The organism is Chryseobacterium koreense CCUG 49689 (genome assembly GCF_001045435.1).
GTDB lineage: Bacteria > Bacteroidota > Bacteroidia > Flavobacteriales > Weeksellaceae > Kaistella > Kaistella koreensis.
This window is the reverse complement of the sequence record NZ_LFNG01000005.1, coordinates 103923-127141: the sequence shown is the minus strand read 5'-3', so window position 1 is coordinate 127141 and position 23219 is coordinate 103923. Positions and strand designations below refer to the sequence as shown.

Annotated in this window: 14 protein-coding genes; 9 read left to right on the top strand and 5 right to left on the bottom strand. The window is 40.8% G+C overall.

The genetic code is table 11. The features are described 5' to 3' along the window. The first annotated feature begins 28 nt into the window (after window positions 1-28). Complete coding sequence (locus ACM44_RS04740) at window positions 29-1393, top strand: peptidylprolyl isomerase (protein ID WP_152669299.1); 1365 nt, start codon at window positions 29-31, stop codon at window positions 1391-1393. Between the two features lie 137 nt (window positions 1394-1530). Next, window positions 1531-2517: an NAD(P)H-dependent flavin oxidoreductase gene (locus ACM44_RS04735; RefSeq protein ID WP_048498911.1), complete on the top strand. Its 987-nt coding sequence runs from the start codon at window positions 1531-1533 to the stop codon at window positions 2515-2517. 57 nt (window positions 2518-2574) lie between these two features. On the opposite strand, the gene ACM44_RS04730 is transcribed toward ACM44_RS04735, so the two are convergent. After that, window positions 2575-4599 carry a M3 family metallopeptidase gene (locus ACM44_RS04730; protein ID WP_048498910.1) on the bottom strand — a complete coding sequence of 675 codons (2025 nt, stop codon included), beginning with the start codon at window positions 4597-4599 and terminating at the stop codon, window positions 2575-2577. Window positions 4600-4769: 170 nt separating this feature from the next. Between ACM44_RS04730 and ACM44_RS04725 the strand changes: the two genes are divergently transcribed. The 5 genes from ACM44_RS04725 (at window position 4770) to ACM44_RS04705 (ending at window position 10876) form a co-directional block, all read left to right on the top strand. Further along, entirely contained in the window at window positions 4770-5288 is a 519-nt protein-coding gene (locus ACM44_RS04725) for an SRPBCC family protein (RefSeq protein ID WP_048498909.1), read from the top strand. 183 nt (window positions 5289-5471) lie between these two features. Continuing rightward, a complete protein-coding gene (locus ACM44_RS04720; RefSeq protein ID WP_048498908.1) occupies window positions 5472-6527 on the top strand; it encodes a DUF6263 family protein in 1056 nt (351 codons plus the stop codon). Between the two features lie 49 nt (window positions 6528-6576). Continuing rightward, entirely contained in the window at window positions 6577-6792 is a 216-nt protein-coding gene (locus tag ACM44_RS04715; RefSeq protein WP_048498907.1) for a hypothetical protein, read from the top strand. A 140-nt stretch (window positions 6793-6932) separates the two neighbouring features. Beyond that, window positions 6933-9503, top strand: coding sequence for a YfhO family protein (locus tag ACM44_RS04710; RefSeq protein WP_048498906.1), 2571 nt, complete (start codon window positions 6933-6935; stop codon window positions 9501-9503). A gap of 77 nt (window positions 9504-9580) precedes the next feature. Then, the gene (locus tag ACM44_RS04705) at window positions 9581-10876 is read left to right on the top strand and encodes a glycosyltransferase family protein (RefSeq protein WP_048498905.1); all 1296 of its coding nucleotides are present in this window, start codon (window positions 9581-9583) and stop codon (window positions 10874-10876) included. Between the two features lie 7 nt (window positions 10877-10883). Here ACM44_RS04705 and ACM44_RS04700 read toward each other — a convergent pair whose 3' ends face one another. Continuing rightward, window positions 10884-11864 carry a PLP-dependent cysteine synthase family protein gene (locus tag ACM44_RS04700; RefSeq protein WP_048498904.1) on the bottom strand — a complete coding sequence of 327 codons (981 nt, stop codon included), beginning with the start codon at window positions 11862-11864 and terminating at the stop codon, window positions 10884-10886. Window positions 11865-11923: 59 nt separating this feature from the next. Beyond that, window positions 11924-13153: an ABC transporter permease gene (locus ACM44_RS04695; protein ID WP_048498903.1), complete on the bottom strand. Its 1230-nt coding sequence runs from the start codon at window positions 13151-13153 to the stop codon at window positions 11924-11926. Window positions 13154-13157: 4 nt separating this feature from the next. Here ACM44_RS04695 and ACM44_RS04690 point away from each other — a divergent pair, with 4 nt between their 5' ends. Both ACM44_RS04690 and ACM44_RS04685 read left to right on the top strand, forming a co-directional pair. Further along, the gene (locus ACM44_RS04690) at window positions 13158-14354 is read left to right on the top strand and encodes an exo-beta-N-acetylmuramidase NamZ family protein (RefSeq protein ID WP_048498925.1); all 1197 of its coding nucleotides are present in this window, start codon (window positions 13158-13160) and stop codon (window positions 14352-14354) included. A 220-nt stretch (window positions 14355-14574) separates the two neighbouring features. Next, window positions 14575-18171, top strand: a complete 3597-nt coding sequence (locus ACM44_RS04685) for a T9SS type A sorting domain-containing protein (RefSeq protein WP_048498902.1) — start codon at window positions 14575-14577, stop codon at window positions 18169-18171. Window positions 18172-18858: 687 nt separating this feature from the next. On the opposite strand, the gene ACM44_RS04680 is transcribed toward ACM44_RS04685, so the two are convergent. Both ACM44_RS04680 and ACM44_RS04675 read right to left on the bottom strand, forming a co-directional pair. Beyond that, a complete protein-coding gene (locus tag ACM44_RS04680; RefSeq protein ID WP_241477137.1) occupies window positions 18859-22092 on the bottom strand; it encodes a hypothetical protein in 3234 nt (1077 codons plus the stop codon). Between the two features lie 140 nt (window positions 22093-22232). Beyond that, window positions 22233-23216 carry a hypothetical protein gene (locus ACM44_RS04675; RefSeq protein ID WP_048498901.1) on the bottom strand — a complete coding sequence of 328 codons (984 nt, stop codon included), beginning with the start codon at window positions 23214-23216 and terminating at the stop codon, window positions 22233-22235. Window positions 23217-23219: the final 3 nt, after the last annotated feature.

The following is a 23219-nucleotide window of genomic DNA, read 5'->3' as shown; positions in this document are numbered from 1 at the left end:
AATTTTGCAAATCGTTTAAAAAATGAATATGAAGAGACAGATAAAATTCATCCTAGTTTTAACCTTTGTTCTTAGTTTCTTTGGAATTAAGACCAATGCCCAATTGAAACCGGGAGATTTGGTCGATGGAATCGCCGCGGTGGTAGGAGATGAGATCGTTTTGGAATCCGATGTACAGGATCAGGCAAATTACGCAAAACAGCAAGGAGCCGATGTTTCCAATAAATGTGAGTTTATGGAGGGAATTATCAGTAACAAACTCCTGATCTATGAAGCAAAACGCGATACATTGATTGAAAACCGTTCTGCAGCGATCAAGGAAAATGCTACTGCAAAATATAACCAGATTTTGGGTCAGTTCCCCAACGAAAAAACAATGCTGGATGCCTACAAGTTCAGAACACCATCTGAAATGAAAACTGCTATTGAGAAGATTGATACAGACAATTATTATGGACAGATGAAATACGGGAGAATCACTGATAAAGCGGATGTGACTCCGAACGAAGTGACTGATTTCTTTAACACTTACAGATTTCAGCTTCCGCAAGTGAAAGACGAAGTAAGTCTCTCTCAAATCGTAATGTATCCGAAACTTACCAATGAGCATAAGGATGAAATCATCGCCAAGCTGAAAAAAATTAAAGAGGATATCCAAAATGGAGAATCGTTTGAAAGTCAGGCACGGATTTATTCGGAAGATCCAGGTTCAGCCGCAAATGGCGGACTTTACAAAAACATTGCGCGCGGAAAAATGGTGAAACCCTTTGAAGCAGCGGCATTAAATCTTCAGGAAGGTGAAATTTCCGATCCGGTAGAATCTGAATTTGGATACCACCTGATTCAGCTCGTGAAAAAAAGTGGGAAAATGTATGACGCAAGACATATACTGTTAAAAGCAGTACCAAACGCTGCAGAAATTGCAACGGCAAAAAAGGAATTAGATAGCATCAGAAGCCTGATTATCAATGAAAGAATGACTTTCAAAGAGGCGGCCTTCAGATTTTCTGACGACAAACAAACAAAGTTCAATGCCGGAGTAATTACAGGAGAAGATGGTTCAGACAAAATTGAAAAGCTGAATTTGCCACCCACCATTTCTTACCAGATTGCGGGACACCACAAAGGAGAAATTACCAATGTCTTTGAAGAAACCGTGCAGGACCGGAAAATGGTCGCTATCGTGAAAATAAATGATATCATTGATGCACACCAACTAGACATCACCACCGATTACAGCAGAATCAAACAGATGGCGCTCAACAAACGGAAAAATGAAATGGTGGAAAAATACGTGAAAGAAAAATTACCGCATATTTTCGTGTCAATTAATGACCGATACAAAGACTGCACCTTCAGAACCGACTGGCGAAAAGCAGACACCGGAAATTAGTACATAAAATCTCTGCGATAGTGGAGATTTTTTCGTTTAGCCCATTTTCCGCCGCAAACATAATTTACCATCCCAAAAAAGTTTTCAGTCCAGGCGAACCTATTGTCTATTTCCCCGCATTTCTTTATTTTTACTTCATGAGCAACTTTATCCATTTCGGCATCGCTGAAAAGATCTATAATGAGAATCAGAACAAAATCTGCAACTTGTTTGAAATCAAATATCCCATCATTCAAGGCGGCATGATTTGGCATTCCGGATGGCGGCTTGCTTCTGCGGTTTCCAATTGTGGCGGATTGGGATTGATTGGTGCAGGCAGCATGTATCCCGATATTTTGAGAGAAAATATTCAAAAGTGCAAACAGGCAACCGACAAACCTTTCGGGGTCAATGTCCCGATGCTGTACCCAAATTTGGATGAAATCATTCAAATCATTTTGGAAGAAGACGTGAAGATCGTTTTCACTTCAGCGGGAAATCCAAAAACTTACACAGAAACCTTGCAGAAAGAAGGTCTGAAAGTCGCACACGTGGTTTCTTCCACGAAGTTTGCCATGAAATGTGAAGATGCCGGAGTTGATGCCATTGTTGCCGAAGGTTTTGAAGCAGGTGGTCACAATGGAAGGGACGAAACCACCACGTTTTGCCTGATCCCCAATGTGAAAAGACATATTTCGAAACCATTGATTGCTGCGGGTGGAATCGGGCTCGGTTCACAAATGAAGGCGGCAATGATTCTGGGTGCAGACGGCGTTCAGATCGGTTCCAGATTCGCAGCCACCGTGGAGGCGAGTTCTCATGAAAACTTTAAGAAAAAGGTCATTTCCCTCAATGAAGGCGATACACACGTTACCCTGAAAGAACTTGCCCCGGTCCGTCTGGTGAAAAACAAATTCTATTACGAAATTGAAAAACTGTACGATTCCGGACGAAATGTGGAGGCTTTAAAGGAAACTTTAGGCAGAGCAAGAGCAAAACACGGCATGTTTGAAGGAGATCTGGAGGAAGGAGAACTCGAAATCGGGCAGGTTTCTGCACTCATTGACGAGATTCTTCCTGTGGAAAAAGTCTTTGAAAAACTGCTGAAGGAATTTGATGCAACGCCGAAAAATTTCGGTTTTTAAATCAAAACAGATTGCCACAAATCCGCAGGCTTTGGCAGTGAATTTGCGGCAATTTTTTTATCCCATTGAAAATGCCCTTTTCAGCAAGCTTTCCACTTTTGGTTCGCTTCCGCGGAAGGCTTTGTAGAGTTCCATCGGGTCTTTTGTTCCGCCGGAAGAGAGCAGAATCTTATATTTGGCGGCTATTTCAGGATTGAAGATTCCATTTTCCTTGAAATATTGAAAGGCATCCGCATCCAAAACTTCTGCCCATTTGTAGGAATAATATCCCGCCGAATATCCACCCTGGAAAATATGCGAAAAACTTGTGCTCATCACCGTTTCCGGATTTGATGGATAAAGATTCGTGGCTTTGGTTTCGTCCACTTCAAAGGTTTTGATGTCGCCCACTTTTTCAGGTTGGGAATGATATGCCAAGTCTAAAATCCCAAAACCAAGTTGCCTCATCGTTTGGTAACCTTCCATAAAGTTTTTGGAATCTGAAATTTTATGGATTTTCTCATCCGGCAAAATTGCCCCGGTTTGATAATGTTTCGCGAAGGTTTTCAGGAATTCCGGTTCGTAGCAATAGTTTTCCAAAAACTGCGACGGAAGTTCCACAAAATCCCATTTCACCGAAGTTCCCGAAAGATTAGGATAGGTGGTATCGGCCAAAATTCCGTGCAAAGCGTGTCCGAACTCATGGAATAGCGTGGTCACTTCCTGGAAAGTCAGCAAACTTAGCGCATCGGAAGTAGGTTTCGAAAAATTGCACACCACAGAAATATGCGGCCTGGAATTTTCGCCATTTTTCTTGAACTGATTTTTGAAGCTCGTCATCCAAGCTCCCGCTCTTTTTCCTTTTCTTGGAAAATAATCCACATAAAGGACTGCTTTTAATTCATCCTGCCGTTCTTTCACCAAATAGGTTTTCACTTCCGGATGATATTTCTGGATGTTTTGGACCTCCACAAATTCCAATCCGAAAAGTTTTTTTGCTAGTCCGAAAACGGCTTCTTCTACTTTTTCCAGTTGAAAGTAAGGTTTCAATTCCTCGTCATTCAAATCGAATTTCTGTTTTCGCAATTTTTCGGCGTAGAAAGCGTGGTCATAACTTTGGATTTCGTCAATTCCATCGGCTTTTGCTAAAGATTTCAGTTCCGCGATTTCTTTTTCTGCAAAAGGTTTTGCTTTTTGGAGAAGTTCATTCAAAAACGCATTGACTTTTTCCGGCGATTTTGCCATCCGCTCTTCCAAAACATAATCCGCAAAAGACTTGTAACCAAGCAGCTTTGCTTTTTCCTGTCTTAATGAAATGATTTCTTTGATTAGATTTTGATTGTCGAATTCATTATTCTGAAATCCTTTTTTCCCGCTGGCTAAAGCGAGTTCCTTCCTCAATTCGCGGTTTTCGGCATAGGTCATCAAAGGGATATAACTCGGATATTGCAAAGTCACCACAAAACCTTCCAGTCCTCTTTCTTTAGCTTCTTCGCGGTATTGCTGAAGAATTGCTTCGGGAATTCCTATCAGTTCCTTTTCGTTGGTGAGGTGTTTGAAATAATTGTTGGTTTCCGCCAAAACATTTTGCCCAAATTGCAGCGATTTTTTGGAAAGTTCAATCGAGATATTCTTGAATTTCTCTTTATCTTCATTGTTTAAAAGTGCGCCACTTCTGACAAATCCTTTGTAGGTTTCATTCAGAAGCATTTGCTGCTCTTCATTCAGCTCGTATTTTTCCTTTTCGTCAAAGACTTTCTTGATTTTCATGAAAAGTTTTTCATTTTGTGAAATCTTTGCTGAAAATTCAGTTAAAAGTGGCGAAACTTCCTGTGCGATTTTCTGGATTTCGTCATTCGTTTCGGCTGAATTTAGATTAAAAAAGATATTGGAAACCACATCTAGTTTTTCACCTGAAAAAGCAAGCGGTTCAATCAGGTTGGCAAAAGTGGGATCCGTTTGGTTTTCAACGAGATCGTCTATTTCCTTTTCCGAAATCTTGATCAATTCCTGAAAAGCAGGAAGGAAATGTTCCTCCTTGATTTCGTGAAAAGGTGCGGTTTGATAAGGAGTTTGAAAGTTTTCTAAAAGTGGGTTTTTCATTGATTTATTTTTGATGTGATCTGGGTTCACAATGTTTTGTGTCCCATTTGTTTTTAAGAATAAGGTGCATTAACGTTGAGTGCTGCCCGAATTCTGCGCAAAAATTTTATTGAATGTCAACAAATTTACTTAAAATTTAATTTTACCTTTGTTTTCAAAATTAAACTATTATGAAAAAATTCCTAAAAATTTTATTGGCAATAGTGGTTTTGCTGGTAATCATCATGTTTCTGATGGGTAAAAAGTACCATTTTGAGACTTCCACCGTAATCAATGCTCCTGCCGAAAAAGTGTACCAGCACATGAATTCCATGAAATCGTTTAACGAATGGAATCCGTGGATGCATCTGGATCCAAACCTGAAATTGGAATATTCTGGAACAACCGGAGAAGTGGGTGATAAATATTGCTGGTCCGGAAACGACAAAGTGGGAAAAGGTTGCCATGAAATCACCGCGCTCGTTCCAAATCAAAAACAGTCCACCAAAATGCTTTTCAAGGAACCTTTTGAAAGTGATGCGACTTCTGATTTGATTCTCAGTCCGGAAGGAAACAGTACCAATGTAACCTGGACCATGGATTGCGAGCTGGATTATCCCATGAATCTGATGAAACTTTTCATGGATAAAGAGATGGAAAAATCTTATGGCGGTGGACTGAAAACTTTGAAAGAATTGTCTGAAAAGTAAATTTTCCCCGGTAAAATAACTACGAAATCCTTTCAGCGAACAAGTTGGAGGGGTTTTTCTTTCGGCAAACATTAAAAAAAGTTAAAATTTCAGCATTTGGAAAAGGGGGTGGAATAATTACCTTAAATTTGTCGCTAATTCCAAATAAATCCGGAATTTTTTGATCAAAAATTTTAGACATTAATGAAAAAACTCACTGCAATTGCGCTCCTTTCAATAGCCTTGGTTTCATGTAAAAAAGAAACAAAAACCGTCACAAAAGTTGACCCAAAAACCGGAAAAACCATCACTGTGGAAGTTCCGGCAGATTCCACAAAATTGGTAAATCCCGAAACAACTGCTGCTCCGGTTCTTGCAATCAAAGATTCAGCGGGAGTTTTTCGTCAAACTTTTGTCCTGGAAAAAGGAAAGTCTTACCCTTTGATTACGGTCCAGAAAGATGTGCAGACTCTTACCGCTCCGAACGGACAATCCCAAAGCGGAACCAATGAAACCACCGATGAAATGTCTTTCCTGGTAAATGGTTTTGAAAATGGAATTTATGACATCACCATCAATTTGTTGCGGAAAAAGAATTCACAGTCTGCCAATGGAAAATCGATCTCCACCGATACCAAAGCTGCAGAGCCGACTGAAGAGCAGTTTAAAATGATGTGGAAAGTGAATAAGGCGTTGGTAGGCAACACCCTAAATCTGAAGATGGATTCCAAAGGAAATGTGAAATCAATCACTGGTTTTGATCCGGTTTACAGCAAGGTTGCCGCATCTGTAAACACCTTATTGAAGGACGCAAAAGAGAGGGAAGAGTTTTTGAAAAGCTTTAAGGCAAGTTTTAATGAAAAAGTTCTGAAGGAACAGTTTACCAAAAATCTGGTACTTTTTCCCGCAAAAGGCGTGAAAGTGGGCGAAAGCTGGAGTGAACATGAAAACGCGACTCCGGACGGAAAAGTGAAACTCATTACAACTTACGTTTTTAAAGGTGTGCAAAATGGAGATGCAGAAATCGCGGTTTCCGGTGGAATTCCAAAGAAATCTGATAAGCAGACCCAGCAACAAATGAGCAGAACAATGAGTTCCGAGCTCACCCAAAGCGGTAAAATCCTTTTGGATCAGCACACAGGTTGGATCAAGAATCAGACGATGCACGTGAAAACTTCACAGGTTGAAACGCTTTCAGATGGGAAACAGTCCCAAACGATGAAAAGTGTTTCCAACTCGACCGTCACCGTAAATCCATAATCGAAACCATGGACAATCCAAAGATTTCTTTGTCCATCATTCAGAAAAAATGAAGTATATATTTGAATTAGTTCTCACGGTAATCATCATATTCTTTCTTTGGAATATGCTCAAGAGATTGTTTTTCAATACTTTCTACAGATTCCCACAGCAGAGAAAAGAGGACGATACCACCACCCAAAAAGCAAAAAAGAATCTGGATTCCAAACTAAACTGGGATGCGGAAACGGTGGATTATGAAGAAGTGAAAGAAGACGAGAAATAAAAACAACCCTTTCGCTATTTTAATGCTGAAAGGGTTTTCCAAATAAGTTAACTCTATAACCCCAATTTTCAACTGAGCAATTGTAGCGCAACAATTGTAAGTCTATTATCTTTGCTCTTTCTTCTATTATCAAATTAAATATGGCAAAAAATAAAAAACTCATTTTCATTGTCGGGTGTTTGATGCTGTTCGTGATTTTGGCTTTGGTTTACGCAAATCCAGTTTTGACCGGGAAACAGCTTTTTCAACATGACATTGTGCAATACAAAGGCGGTGCAAAGGAATTACTAGATTACCGAGCCCAAAACGGTGAGGAAACTTATTGGAGCGATTCCATGTTTGGCGGAATGCCGACTTATCAAATGGGGGCGCAGTTTCGCGGAGATGTCATCAAGAGTATTGATGGTGTTTTAAACTTTTTGCCCAAACCGGCGAACTATATTTTTCTGCTTTTTTCCGGATTTTTTCTGCTTGGATTGGTCGCGGTCAGAAACTGGAAATATGCACTTTTGGGAGCTACCTTTTTCGGCCTTTCCACTTATTTTTATATCGCATTAGCTGCAGGTCACAACGGTAAGATCCACACGGTTGCTTATTTTGCGCCACTTTTGGCGGGAGTTCTTTTGGTTTATATTCGAAAGAAATATATCCTGGGATTCATTGTTACCGCCTTGTTCATGGGACTTCAGGTTTCGGCGAACCATCCACAGATGACGTATTATCTTTTCATTGCGCTTGGATTTTTGTTCTTGTCAGAACTTTTCAGGGCGTTTAAAGGGAAGATTACCTGGAAACATTTTGGAATTTCCAATGGGATCCTAGCTTTGGCAATGATTCTTGGAGTCGGCATGAATTCCCAAAGAATGATGGCGAATTCTGAATACATCACCGAAACCGTTCGCGGAAAGCAGATCCTAAACAATGATCGACATTCCTCTGACAAATCGGGAATGGACAAAGAATCGATGCTGATGTGGAGCTATGGTAAATTGGAAACCTTAAACCTTTTCATTCCCAGATTAATGGGAGGTGCAAGCAACGAGGAAGGTTCTGAAAAAATGATGGCGCAGATTCAGGAATTGGTGCAGCAAAACGTGACCTCACAAGCTGAAATGGACCGGATTTCCAAGGGATTCTCATCGCTCACTTATTGGGGAGAACAACCTGGAACTTCTGGACCGGCTTACCAAGGTGCAGTGGTGATTTTTCTGGCGATTCTAGGATTTTTCTTTGCCTGGAAAAAATACCGGTACTGGATTTTGGCAGCTTCCATTCTCACGATATTTTTGGCTTGGGGAAGCAATTTCATGGCATTGTCGGATTTCTTCATCGATTTTGTGCCGTTTTACAGCAAATTCCGGGCGCCGAGTTCTATTTTGGTGGTGGTGGAATTGCTATTTCCGCTTGTAGCAATGGTAGGTCTATACCGATTTTTTAATTCAAATGAAAACACCGAAACTTCACCGGAAAATATTTTAACAGATGACTACAAAAAGAAAATCTTAACTTATGTAAGTTCTGCCGTTCTAGGGATTACATTCCTGCTGCTGATCTTCGGAAAATCAATCTTAGGATTTTATACCGGAACCGAAAAAACTTATCTGCCACCATATCTGCTTGATTTTTTGGTGGACGAAAGATTTAAGATGTTTCGGGTGGATGCCATCAAAGCCATTATTTATGTAGGAATTACCGCAGCTCTTTTATTTTTGAGTTTAAAGAAAAAATTGAATCAAAATATAGTGATTATCGTGATTGGTTTGGTGAGTCTCTTCGACTTGTGGAGCGTGAACAAGCGTTACCTGAACAATCAAAATTTTGTGGACAAAGCATTTGCCGAAAATCCTTTCCAAACTGAAAATTCAGATCTGTTGATGCAAAAAGTAGGGGACAATCCGAATCTTGCATCACTTTTGAATCAAGCAAAAGTCAACCAAACTTTGGAAGCGATTTCCGAAAAAGACAAAACGCATTACCGCATCTACAACCAGGTTTTGGGAACGTTCAGTGAGACCAACACTTCTTACTTCAAATCCTCGATCGGCGGTTATCATGCCGTGAAACTGAGAAGATATGACGATTTGATCAATGAGTATTTCGGCAAAATGGACACCGCAAAAGTTCCGCGAATCCTGAATATGCTAAACACAAAGTACATGATTTTTGGTGATCAGGAAAAACCCGATGCGGTCTTAAATCCAAATGCGAACGGAAATGCATGGTTTGTTTCAGAAGTGAAATTTGTGGACAATCCGAATGAGGAAATCCGGCAGATTGGCGAAATCGATTCCAAGAAAACGGCCATCATTTCGAAAGACGACCGGAAGTATTTTGATGGTAAACCAATCGCAGCGGACTCTACGGCTTTTTTAAGTTTAACAAAATATCAACCCAACGAACTCGAATTCAAATCACAATCGAAAACTCCGCAATTAGCCGTTTTTTCAGAGATCTATTATCCAAAAGGTTGGAAAATGTTGATCGACGGAAACGAAGTTCCTTATATTAAAGCCGATTACTTGTTGAGGGCGGTTCATGTTCCTGCAGGAAATCACGTGATAAAGATGGTTTTCGAGCCTGCAGTAATTGCAAAAGGCAAAATGATTTCGATGTTGGCTTTCGGGGTGTTTTTGCTGCTGAGTTTGGGTGGAATTTATTGGCTGTACAGAAAGAAAACGGTTTCTGTTGCAACGAAGGAGGAGTCTGTTTGACAGAGGACTCAATTCATTTGTTGCTGATTCCTTTTGCCAAACATCAGTCTAGAAATCTTAAATTTTAAACTGGAAATTTGAAGCCAAACAAAATTTTAATCATTACCTATTACTGGCCGCCTTCCGGTGGACCGGGAGTACAGCGTTGGTTGAAGTTTGTGAAATATCTTCCGGAATTTGGCTGGAAACCGACCGTATTTATTCCGGAAAATCCAAGTTACCCGATTATTGACAAAACATTGGCGGAGGAAGTACCAAAGGATTTGGAAATCATTAAGACAAAAATCTGGGAACCTTATCAATTGGCTGAAATTTTTGGAAGAGACAATAAAAAATTCAAAGCGGGACAGTTCGATGTCGGCAAAAACCAATCGTGGAAATCCAGAATTTCCATTTGGATTCGTGGAAATTTCTTCATTCCTGATGCTAGAATTTTCTGGGTGAAACCTTCTGTAAGGTTTCTGAAGAAGTATTTAAAGGAAAACCATTTCGATGCTTTGGTGACCACGGGACCGCCACATTCTCTCCATTTAATAGGGCTTGAATTGAAAAAGGATTTCCCGAATTTGAAGTGGATTGCCGATTTCCGGGATCCATGGACGGAAATTTCTTATTACAAGCACCTGAAGCTCAGCAAATCATCGGATGAAAAACACCGTGTTTTAGAACAGAAAGTTTTTGAAAACGCAGACATCACTTTGGCCACAAGTTTTACCGATGCCGAGAATTTCAGGAAAAGGGGAGCGCGCGCTTTTTGCATCACCAATGGATTTGACGACGAGGAAAAAATGGGTGAAAAAACTTTCAGTCCGAAATTTACCTTAAGCTATATCGGCGTTTTGGAACAGCTTAGAAATCCGGAAATTTTGTGGAAAGTTTTAAATGATATTATTATTGAAAATGAGGATTTTAGAAATGGTTTTGAGCTCAAATTCGCAGGAAGAATTGATGGCAAGATTTTAGAAAATATCGAAAATACTGCGCTAAAGAATTCAGTTAAAAACCTCGGTTATCTTTCCCATGGCGAAGCCAATGCAGAAATGCAGAATTCTGATTTGTTGGTGATTACGAATTTTCCGGATGAAAGTTCGAAAGGAATTATTCCCGGAAAAATTTTTGAATACCTCGCCACAGGAAACCCAATCCTTTCTTTCGGTCCGAAAGATGCCGATGTAGAGAAAATCCTTGATGAAACGAATGCGGGAAAACACTTTTCCTATGATGATTTCACCGGTTTGAAATCATTTATCCTTGATAAGTTCAATGACTGGAAAAACGGAAGCCGTTCTTCAAAGCCCCAAGAAATCGAGCGGTTTTCAAGAAAAAATCTCACCCAAAAATTGGCTGAGATTCTAAGTAGTTCGATAGACTGACGGCTGATTACAACCAACCCATTTCCTTCATCCATTCATCGTTGTAGATTTTTCCCACATATCTGGAACCGTGGTCGTGAAGTAAAACCACGATTACATCATCTTTGGTAAACTGGTCTTTCATCTGAACCAGGGCCGAAATGGCGCTTCCTGCGGAATATCCGCAAAAAATACCTTCTTCTTTCGCTAATTTTCTGGCATAGATGGCGCCGTCTTTGTCGGTCACTTTTTCAAAATGATCGATCAATGCCATATCGTAATTTTCAGGAATAATGTCTTCACCGATTCCTTCTGTGACATAAGAATAGGCGTGTTCCGGATGAATTTCTCCCGTATCGTGGTATTCTTTCAAGATCGACCCAAAAGTATCCACTCCGATGACTTGTATTTTTTCATTCTTTTCTTTCAGGAATTTCCCCACGCCGCAAATTGTGCCGCCTGTTCCGGCTCCGGCCACGAAATGGGTGAGTTTTCCTTCGGTTTGCTCCCAAATTTCTGGAGCAGTGGACTCATAATGTGCTTGCCGGTTAGACAGATTATCATATTGATTCACATACCATCCGTTTTCGGTTTCTTCTCCCAATCGCTTCGAAACACTGTAATAAGAACGCGGATCTTCCGGCGTAACATCTGTTGGACAAACGATTACTTCTGCACCTACCGCTCTCAAAATGTCGCATTTTTCTTTCGATTGTTTGGAGTTCGTCACGAAGATACAGTGGTAACCTTTCACAATGGCTGCCAAAGCGAGACCCATTCCGGTATTTCCGGAAGTCCCTTCAATGATGGTTCCGCCTGGTTTTAATCTGCCGTCTTTTTCGGCGTCTTCGATCATTTTCAGCGCCATTCTATCTTTCACCGAATTACCCGGGTTGAAGGTTTCCACTTTAGCCAAAACCAATGCCGGGAAATCTTCTCCCAAAACTTTGTTCAGTTTCACAAGTGGCGTATTTCCAATGGTTTCTAATATGTTTTCTGCGTATTTCATATAAAGTTTTTCTGAAATTATTTTACTTATTTCAGGCTTGCAAAGGTAGTTTTTTAAGTTTAATTGTATTTTATGGCTTTCACCGGCGAAATTTTGCTGATCAAATAACTCGGAAGGATGAGTGCAACAGCTGAAACCAGCAATATTCCTAAGGAAATCGCCATAATGTAGATAGGATTTAAATCAACCGGTACAACTTCCACGTAATAGTTTTCGGGATTGAGCTTAATGATTCCGAAATATTTTTGAAGCAGCAGGAAACTATACCCGATCAAATTCCCGAAAACCAGTCCCGGAATCATGATCAGCAAAGTATAATTGATGAAAATCGCGCGGATTTGCCCATTGCTTGCGCCGAGGGTTTTCAACATTCCGATGGAGTTGGTCCTTTCAATGATCAAAATCAGCAAAACCATCACAATATTGATAATCACTACCACAAGCATGATGATGATGATCAATGCGATATTGGTGTCAAAAATCGCAATAAAGTCCATGATTTGCGGATATTGGTCGGTAGCCTTCACCGTGTAATTTTTGTACCCCACCAATTGGTCTATTTTCGGGGCATCTTCATCGATGTCGTTGATGTTTTTCAAGAAAACATCGACGCCTCCGATTTCATCGTTTTTCAATCCCTGAATTTTCCGTGCATGGTTGATTCCGCCAATGACGTAGAGTTCGTCGATCATTTTGATGTCGGTCTTGTAAATTCCCACCACTTCAAATTTGCGGTAAAGCGGCTTATCGTCTTGCTTAGAAAAAATGGCCACGATGCTGTCTTTGATTTTGAGATGAAGATCAGAGGCCAATTTTTGGGAAATCGTGATGCCATTGTTGAAGAAACCTTCCTTTACGTGCGGGGTATTGCCTGCGATGAGGAATTTTTTAAAACGCTCGTGGTCAAAATCGGGACCGATTCCTTTAAAGATAATTCCGGCAAAATTATGCTCATTTCTGAGGATTCCGCTTGCCGTAACATATTGCTGGGTACTTGCTACATCCGGTAATTCCTTGATTTTTTGAAGTTGAAATCCCTCTTTGCTCAGTGGCGAAGAGTTGTAGGAATTATTGGACTGTTTTGACTTTATGGAAAGGTGGCCGGAGAAATCCGCCATCCTCTCCTTAATTGCGGTTTTGGATCCGAGCCCCGTGGAAACCGTGATCAGCGAAACAATCACTCCCAAAGCTACCGAAAGCCGACCGATAAAGACAATAATCCGTGAGAGATTATTTTTGTTATCTTTGGAAAAAGCAATTTTTTTGGAAAAATATAACGGAAACTTCAAGCGGATGAATTTAAGCCTCAAAATTAAAAATTTATTTCTGATTGCACTCATTTATTTTGGTTTTTGCCAGCTGCACTTTGCGCAGAAAAATCAGGAAAACTGCTTTAAAACAGGTGCGGACCGGCCGGAATTGTATCTGCCGCTCATTCAAAACAAGACCATTGCCGTGGTGACCAATCAAACGGGATTACTGAAGGATAAGACCTTTTTGGTGGATTTCTTGGTTAAAAATAAAGTTAAGATCAAGACCATTTTCGCACCTGAACATGGTTTCCGTGGAGATGCCGATGCCGGTGAGCATGTTAAAAACGGGGTGGATTCCAAAACCGGAATTCCGATTGTTTCGCTATATGGAAGCAACAAAAAGCCCACTCCGGAACAATTGAAGGGAATCGATCTGGTTCTATTTGATATTCAGGATGTTGGAGTTCGGTTCTATACCTATATTTCTACTTTGACTTATGTGATGGAAGCAGGTGCAGAAAATAATGTGGAAATTATTGTGCTGGATCGGCCCAATCCGCATGACGGCTATTTGGACGGACCCGTTTTAAAAGATCCGTGGAAAAGTTTTGTGGGAATGCACAATGTTCCGGTGGTTTATGGGTTAACCATTGGCGAATACGGGAAAATGGTGAATGGCGAAAAATGGTTGAAAAACGGAATCCAGGCAAGATACACCCTGATTCCAATGCTTGGCTATCATAAAAAGCAGCGCTACGAAATTTCAGAAAAGCCGTCGCCAAACCTGCCGAATGACAATGCGATTAACCTGTATCCAAGTTTGTGCTTTTTCGAGGGAACCCAGGTTTCTGTGGGTCGGGGAACGGATTTGCCTTTCCAGATTTACGGATCCCCATGGACCAGAGGACTTCCGTATCACTTTACGCCAAAGCCAACTCCGGGAGCAAAAGATCCATTCTTGAACGGAAAACTATGTTTTGGCGAAAACCTTTCAAAAGATACCCATGATTTGCGCGAACTCAATTTAGAATGGCTTTTAAATGCCTATAAAAACTACAAGAATCCTCAACAGGATTTTTTTCTGAAAAATCTCTTTTTTGATAAACTGGCCGGAACCGATGAATTAAGGAGGCAGATTGCTTCCGGAAAAACGTCGGAAGAAATTAAGGAATCCTGGAAGGACGACTTAGAGAAGTTCCAAAAAATTCGAAAAAAATATTTGATTTATGAAAACTGAACCTTGATAAAAGTAAATTTTGACTGTTTTATTTTAGTGATTTCTGGACTTTAACTATCATGTTCTTATGGTATAGCAATAATTTTTAGGTGACGGATTGTGTGTTCATCAATGATTTTTTGTTTTTTATTGATTTTTCGTCACAGCTAAAAATTTTTCTTGCGTACTTGATAACAAAATATTATGTTTGTTCCAAAATATCATAAAAACAGTTAAACTTATGAATCAATTTTACAGTGATCCTGAAAGAGTGATGAAAAAATCAAATTTCAGAAGACAGGTAACGAAAGGGGTTTCTCTTTTACTACTTGGTGCGGCAATGAGCTTTTCCTATGCCCAAAACGTGAGAGGAAATACTGATCCAAACGCTCCGGCGAAGATCAGCTATGATGTGCAGATCAATGCTGCGGCATCAAAAATTTACGGAAGCACGTTTCCGGCAGCCATTTCCAAGAAAGCGGTTGCTTTGAGTGGAACCTATACTGTTGGAATCGGGGGAGATTATGCCACACTATCTGCAGCAGTAGCCGATTTCAACTCTGCGGCGATTACAGGTCCGGTGACATTTAACCTTACAGATGCCACATACCCTTCAGAAACATTCCCCATCAAGATTGAGGAAAATGCTGGATCAAGTGCGACCAATACTTTAACGATCAAACCTGCAGCAGGAGTGGATGCCATGATTTCCGGAAATGCTGCTATTTTGTTCCAAATCAATGCCGCAGATTATGTGACTTTTGATGGAAGTAACAATGGTTCCACTTCACAGAACCTTACACTAAACAGCACAGCCGCAACAGGAACTACTTCGATTGTGTGGGTTTCCAGTACCTCAAGCGCAGGTGCAGATTATGTTACTTTCAAAAACCTTAAATTTTTAGGAAATACTCCTTCCACAACGGTGGGGCATATTTTGGTTTCAGGACCAACTTTAGGTTCGCCAGGAACAATTCCCAATAACTTCCTCACTATTGAAAACAATATTTTCAACCGTGGTCAAAACGCAATTTTTGCGGTTGGGTTTGCAACAAACCAGGATGATGGTGCGGTGATTAAGAATAATACTATTGGTTCTACCACGCTTGCTGAAGGATTCGCGTTCAGAGGACTTGCTGTTCAGAATGCGAAAAATGTGCTGATCACCGGAAATAAAATTGATGGGGTCACCATTAGCTCTTCTGGAACATCCAGTGGTATGCTGATAGGTGCAGCAGTGAACAACATTACGGTAACTGCGAATAAGATCAATGAAGTGAGTAATACGAGCACCGTTGGTTGGGGTTCAAACGGGATTTGGCTCAATGCAGGAACAGGATCGGCCGATATTTTGTTGGCTAACAACTTTGTGACCAATGTTCACAGTTATGGATACGCTTCAGGAGGTACAGAAACTGATAATGGAAATGGTATCGTTATTGGCGGGGTAGCTACAGGAGTGAAAATATATCATAATTCGGTTGCACTGACTGCCAACCAAAACGTTGGAGGAAGGCCCTCTGCTTTGAATATCCTTTCTTCAGTAACGGCAGGCACTTTAGACATTAGAAATAACATCCTGGTCAACAACCAAACACAAACTGGTGCGCGATACGCCATTTATTGTGGAGCGACAAATGCCGTTTTTTCAAACATTAACTATAATGATTATTTCACCACAGGTACCAGCTTAGGGTTTCTGGGTTCTGCCCGCACAGACCTGGCCGCTTGGCAGGCTGCTACTGGTAAAGATGCTAATTCATTAAATATTGCTCCGGTTTTTGTTTCAACTACCGACTTGCACATGACTTCTGCAAATGCATCTCTAGACAACAAAGGAACTGTTCTTGTAGAAGTGACTAAGGATATCGATGGAACTATGAGAAGCACCACAAAACCAGATATGGGTGCACATGAATTTAAGGCTTCTTTGAATGGAACATACACCGTGGGTTCAACAGGGGATTTTGCTTCACTGACCAATTCAGGGGGTGCATTTGAATATTTGAATACCACTGGTGCATTAGGAAATGTAACCTTTAACATCATTGAAGACCTGACTGGTGAAACCGGTATAAATCCGATCAATGCAATTACAGGCGGATATTCGCTAACCATCAAGCCAAGCGGAGCAGCTCGCGCTATTTCTGGAACTATGGCTTCTAATGCATTAATCAGAACAGTTGGTGCAAGTAATATAACGATTGACGGCTCGCTTTCAGGAGGTACAGACAGAAGTTTGTCTATTACCAACTTAAGTACAACGGGACCACAGGTGGTAAGATTCGGTAGCGTGGGTACAACACCAATGACCAACAATACGCTTAAGAACACAATCATTACCAATGGTCTGAATACTTCAACTGCAGTTGTGATTCACGATGATGCTCTTGCTACTACAGCTGGATACTTTAATAACATTACTATTCAGAACAATGAAATTAAGAAAGCTTACATGGGTATCTACACAGCGTCAGCTGTAGGTGCAGGAAACGGAGGAATTACCATAAAAGAAAATAATATGACTGCTTCTGGTGCAGATGCTGTAACTCTTGCAGGAATTTATGTACAAGGTACTGATGGTGCAGTGATACAAAACAATACTATTAGTAATATTACTTCAACTGGTGCGTATGCCAGAAGAGGTATATGGTTGGCAACAGGCACTGTGAACAGTACTGTTAGTGGAAATACAATCTCTAACATTACGTCCGGATCTAGTGCTGGTTCTGCTGCGGTAGGAATATTTATATCCAGTACTAATAACGGTGTTGTACTCAATACCAATAATATAATTGATAATAATTCCATTTCTAATATTTCATGTGCTGGAACTACTGTAACGGCAGGTATCCAAATATTTGGAGCGGTAGCAACACCTACAAGCGGTATATCTCTTACCAGAAATAAAATAACCAACATTAAGAATACAAACTCAGGCGGTTATGCTGCGATAGGAATTTATCTTAACGGATATTCTACTGCTGCCAACGGAGGGGTAAATATTATTAATAATATGATTGCAGATGTAGCAAACTATGGTTTTAATGGTACTTCATATTTGGATAACGGGGTAGGGATTACATTTAATGGAGCCAGTACAGGTTATAAAATTTATAACAACTCTATCAACATGAACACCAACCAGACTGTTGCAACAGGTATGACGGCGGCGATAAATGTAACAAGCTCCATTACTGCTGCGGGCGCGATAGACCTTAGAAATAATATCTTTGTAAATTCGCAAACAACGACAGCAAACAGATATGCAATTTACTCTTCGGCTCCTGCTACGGTTTTTAGCAATATTGATTACAATGATTACTACTCAACCGGTGCCAATCTTGGCTACTTAGGTTCCGCAAGAGCTACTTTGGCAGCGTGGCAAACAGCAACTGGTAAGGATGCTAATTCATTAAATATATTGCCGGTATTTGTTTCGCCCACAGATTTGCACCTGACAACAACGGGGAACGAAGCTTTAGACAACAAAGGAACTCCGCTTGCTGAAGTGACCATCGATATTGACGGAGATGTTAGAAACGCTACCACTCCAGATATGGGTGCTGATGAATTTACCTCAACTCTCGCAGTTAGTGATAACGCCAAAGTTGCTATCAATGTTTATCCAAATCCAGTAGTTGATTTCGTGAACATCAACAATTCATCTAGAATTGATTCTGTGGAAGTTTACAGCGTTTCAGGCCAGAAAATGGTAGCTAAAACGGTAAATGCGAACTCGGGTCAAATTGATATGAGCAAGATGCCTACAGGAATGTACATTATCTCTGTGAAAGCAGGAGAAAATGTGCACCAGGTAAAAGTGATCAAGAAATAACAGATCATCTTTAACAATTGAAGTCCGGCTTTTGCCGGACTTTTTTTTTGCTCTTCATATATACAGAAATTGCGGCTATTTTTAAACCCAAATCACGCAAGAGCAATTTTGATATAAAGCATTAAATAAGGATAGTCCACTGTAGGATATAGCATGGATATAGTATGGATATAGTATGGATATAGTATGCGAAATGGTCTGAATCGAGCAGTTTTCTTAAGACTAAAACCGGATGAACTGCATAACCGGTGAAGATTAGCGAAAAAGGGCAAAGACCTTCTGAACCGGATAACAAACCGAAAAAATCGATGCCTGATTAAAAGGAAACTACCCAAAACAGCATATCTTGCCTCATCGGCGAGAAACAGGAAGCAGGAAGTTTTTAACCCGGATTAAGCGATAGAGATTTTCCGGGCCAAGTCAATTGGGCGACCTAAAGTCTGGCGAAGCATTTTCAGCGTTTTTTGGTGAGCCCCATTTTTAGTTTTATCGTTCGTTGGATTTTTCGAAACAAGTCCCGTCGCAAATGTTTCTTAGTGTGGGGAGTGTCTTCTTATTGGAGAAGGACAACTTAAATTGCAGTCCTCGATACTGATTTTTTCTAATGCATAATTGGGGTCAAAACCATGCAATTGCTGTTCGGCAGTGCATTTTCTATTCCTGCTTGGTCCTGCTCATTTCGTGTTCTTAAAAACTCGCCTTCACCTGCATCGAACCAATATGGATCGTTCTTTCCCCAGAATTTCTGCCCTCATAATTCACATTCAGTTGGATGAAGGAATTGATGCTTTGTTGAAGAAAAACAGACCAAACCTGATTTTTTCCGGGTTTCAGTCCGTCCAGCATTTGATTTCCCACGATTGAAAAACTGTTGCCGGTAAAATGATTGTTGATAAAGGAAAAGTTTCCTCTAATCGAGGTTTTCTTTCGTTCCCACTGCAAACTTCCGGTCAGATCGAAAGTGTTCAGCGATTCTTCGCCCTCCGTTCTTTTCTTTTGTTTTAAGGCGGAAGATAATTCGGCTTGCAGGGTTTCTGTCAACTTATAGGTGGCTTTCGGCTTGGTCTCGAAATTATTTAGTTGATAATCGCGTGTCTTGAAAAGCTGCGACGAATTAGCAATCTGGTGCAGCGCATTTTCCCAATCCACCCTGAAATCTTTGCTGAACCAGTAACCGATATTCAAAAAATTAGAAGTCTGTTTTCTTTCTTCATTACTGAAGTTGGCATTGATCAAATTATTGTTGCTAATGAATCTGTAGCTTCCGTTCCATCCAGATTTATCGGTCGGGTTGAAGTTTGCGGAAGCCAAAATGTTTTGGTTTTTCAGGATCTGGTCATCATTTTTTTCGAATGGATTCAGCACGAAAACCTTCTCCTTCTTATAAAATGAATTTTGGGAATTCAGTGAAATATTGAAATTCCAGCGTTTCAAAAACTTGTTTTCAGATTTGAAAACCACGGCAGGATTTACAAACAAAGCCAATTGCAGTTTGTTTTTATTGGAAGGAATATAATTCACGGTATTGGTGTAAACCCTTATGTATTGCGCCAAATCGGCATATTCCGCGATTTCAAATTCGTCCAGCTGTTGGATTCCGTCACCGTTGTAATCGGTCCATTTGTAGATTCCAGTTCCATCCGCTACTTTCACATACTGAAATTCCCGCTGCGCTTCCTGGCCGTTTCCAAGTTCATAAAATGCCTGCAAACGCATCCCTTTTTCGAAAAGCAGCTGGTTATACAAAATGTTTCCCACCACAAAGTCCTGGTTGAATTTATTGGCGAAATCCTGCTGCTGGTAATAGAATTTCCGGTAATGAACCAAAGCGTTCAAAGTGGTTTTTTCGGTTTTGATGATTTGGCTTTCCGCCAGCAAACCTAAGATATGGTTCATGTTTTCCAAAGAGTTGTTCCGCACCGAATCATTGTCGCGGAAATAAATTTTGGTCATCAATTTTGTTCGCGCCGAATCGCCTATTTTTTTTTGCACAAAAATTTCTTTCCAACTAAAACTGGTGACATCGAGCTGATTGGTTTGGTTGAAGTTTTTCAGATTATGCTCCATGCTTCCGCCGATTCCCCAACTTCCTTTTTGGCCCGTAAATTCAGCACTGATTCCGCCACGAACGAATTTGGTGTTCATTAAGGTCGCCTTCGTGTCGAGGTAGGAGAGGTTTCCTTTCGTACTGAACTTACCTTTGATCCAGCCAAAATCCAAATCGTTTTTAATTCCTTTATAAGCATCTTTTTCATCCAGGTAATTGATTCGGTAATTGAGGAGTGAGCGGTTTTTCCATTGGTTCAAAAAACTGAAGGTCAACCGGTTTTGCGTAATTTGGCTAAATTCCGAAGTCAGGTTGAAATCTCTTGAAAACTCCACATCATTGATCCGGTCCAGGATATGGAACTGCTTGTTGATGTGCTGGAACTCAATACTCGGCGTTCCTTTCCAATTGTTTTTGGTATAGGTTTTATTCCCAAAAATTCTTGCGGCATAACCGGTGTTTTGGTAAGAATCTCTGGATGAAAAAAGGTTCGGGTCAAAATTGCTCAAGGACACATCCGCGCCGATTTTGCCTTCATTCAGTTGGATTTCAGTGTTTGCTGAAAAAACCTGCGTTTGTTGAGGTGCCGGTAATTTTCTCACCGCCCTGTAATCACCCAAATTGGCGCCCACATATTCGAAAACCCTTCCGTTATTGGTAGTCTGCTTTAAACGGTAATCCCCCGAATTTTGCCCGAAATAGGTGAATGAAACCTGGTACAAAGTCTGTGTCTGGTCAGTGGAGTTTTGGTAGTAATTCCCGTTAGGATTTTGGATCAGCTCATAGAGGATTTTGTTCACATCATACTCCGAAACCGTTCCGGAAGGAGCGTACATCAAATCCGGATTGTTTCCCGCATTGGCAAGAATCAGCTCGTCTTCTTTGGATAAGTTTAAAGAAAGTGGGGCGTTTTTGTTGTCGTTTTCCATAAACCAGTTGAAGCCATATTTCGCCTTTTCCCTTTCATGCCGGATTCCACCCGTGATCAGGAAGCGGTTGTAGTTTCGGTTGGTATAGTTGTAGGAGATCGTGATTAAATTCTGCCTGAAAATAGGGCGGAAGCTGGTAAAAGTCACTTCGCCGGTATTGTAGTTGATGACGTAATCTTGGTTTTCGCCGCGTTTCATCAGAATCCCGTCGATGAAGACCTGTTCAGACCCGGAAATAATGGTGATGAATTGCTCGCCGTTTTTCCCATTCAGCCGATAAGGTCCCTGATTTCCTTCAACTCCTTGAAAGCGGATGCGGTGGAATTCGCTTCTTGCCACTCCTGCGGAAACATCCACAAAAGTTTTGTTCTGGTTGCCGAATTTCGTTTCAAATTCCAAACCCATGCTTCGCCTCTGGTATTTTCCGAAATAGGTTTGGTCGTTCAGCAAATCCAGATGTCCGGCTCGAAGGATTGATTTTTCCTTAATGTTGAGCTGGATGTAGATCTTGTCGAATTCCTCCAGGGTCTGCGTGTAGCCATCGGCTTGCATCGGCAGGTTGTGGTCCGAAATACTCGCCAAAATGGAAACGTCCTTGGAGAGTTTTCCGGAAATCTGCAGGTCCATCGAACTTTGCACGCTTTGTCCCTGATTGTTCCCGAAAGTGATCCCGCGGATTATTGATCCTTTCGATTGCAGGTCTCCCAGGATTTGGGAGCGGGTATTCCTCACCAAAACGCCTTCATCCACAATGATCTTATTTTGCAGTTTGATGAAATCCAGCGTGTCTCTGGAAAACACGTCCCTGTCAATTTTAGCCGCGAGAATGGAGTCTCTTTTTATGGAATCTTCAGGAATGTTTGGATTTTTCCAAGTGAAAATTTGGCCATTAAAAAGATTTAAAGCCAAAAAAAGGAAATAAAGGAAAGCTATTTTTTTATACAAACCTGCGAAAACTGATTGTAAAAGTAACGAAATTTAAAGATTTTAATTATGACTTAGAATTTACTTTCCATTTATTTGGAATAAAAAACTGCTCCTAAATTTAATTAGAAGCAGCTCAATGTTTTAGCGAAAGTAATCTCTTAGAGTCTTACTTTTTTCACCAATTTTTTTCCACTAGCCAAAGTGACTTCCACGATTGCCATTTTTGCAGAAACATTAATGTTTGCAGATTTGGCGTTCACGTCGGTATTTGCCAAATTTCTTCCAGCAAAGTCGTAAACTTTCACGGAAGAGATTTTCTCATCTGATGATACTACGATGGAACCATTGTTTGTAGCAATAATGGTATTGTCTTTAGCAATGGTGCTGGTTGCCAATGTAGGATCTACAAGAGGCTTGATTACAAAATTGTCCATTGTCATGCTACCAGTTCCTGCTGAGAATACATATTTAAAGTCGTTTAAAGGAACAGTGGATGTAGTTGCTGCCATTCCGTCAAAAACAATTGTGTTTCCTGCCCAAACATCGGATTTACCTGCAACAAGGGTTTTGGTGGTTCCGTCCGGAGCGGTATAGGACATATCAGTAGTGCCGCTATTGATCATCCAGGATATTTTCTGGACACCAGATAGCACTGCGCTGTTTGCACTTCCAACTATATTTCTAAGTGTAAAGTTACCGTCCGTCGTGGTAAGGCTTACTCCTAATCTTGAGTTTGAATTGGCATTTGCCGGTCCTGTATTTGCGGTAGTTAACCCGTCACCGACATAAAAAGTAGCAGCAGTGGTTTGTGCGAGGGTCGCAGAAACAGATAGATCAAAAACGATTGACATGGCAGTAGGTGTTGTTCCCAAAACTTTCATCCTCGTAAGAGATCCTGCATTTGCCGTTCCTCTGGTTACTTTCAGGTTGTTCCCTGCAGCGCTCCAGCTGACCCCTGATCCACTTGTGGAAATTCCGTCAAACTTATCACTTGTTCCTGCTGCAGGAGTAGTTACATAATCAGACACTGTGGTAGAAGATGAGAAATCTTGCGAGAATGTAGTTTGTGCACTGTAGAGTGCAGATGCTGCGATGGCACATGGCAACATCATTTTGCTAAAAATTTGTAGTGTTTTTGTCATTTT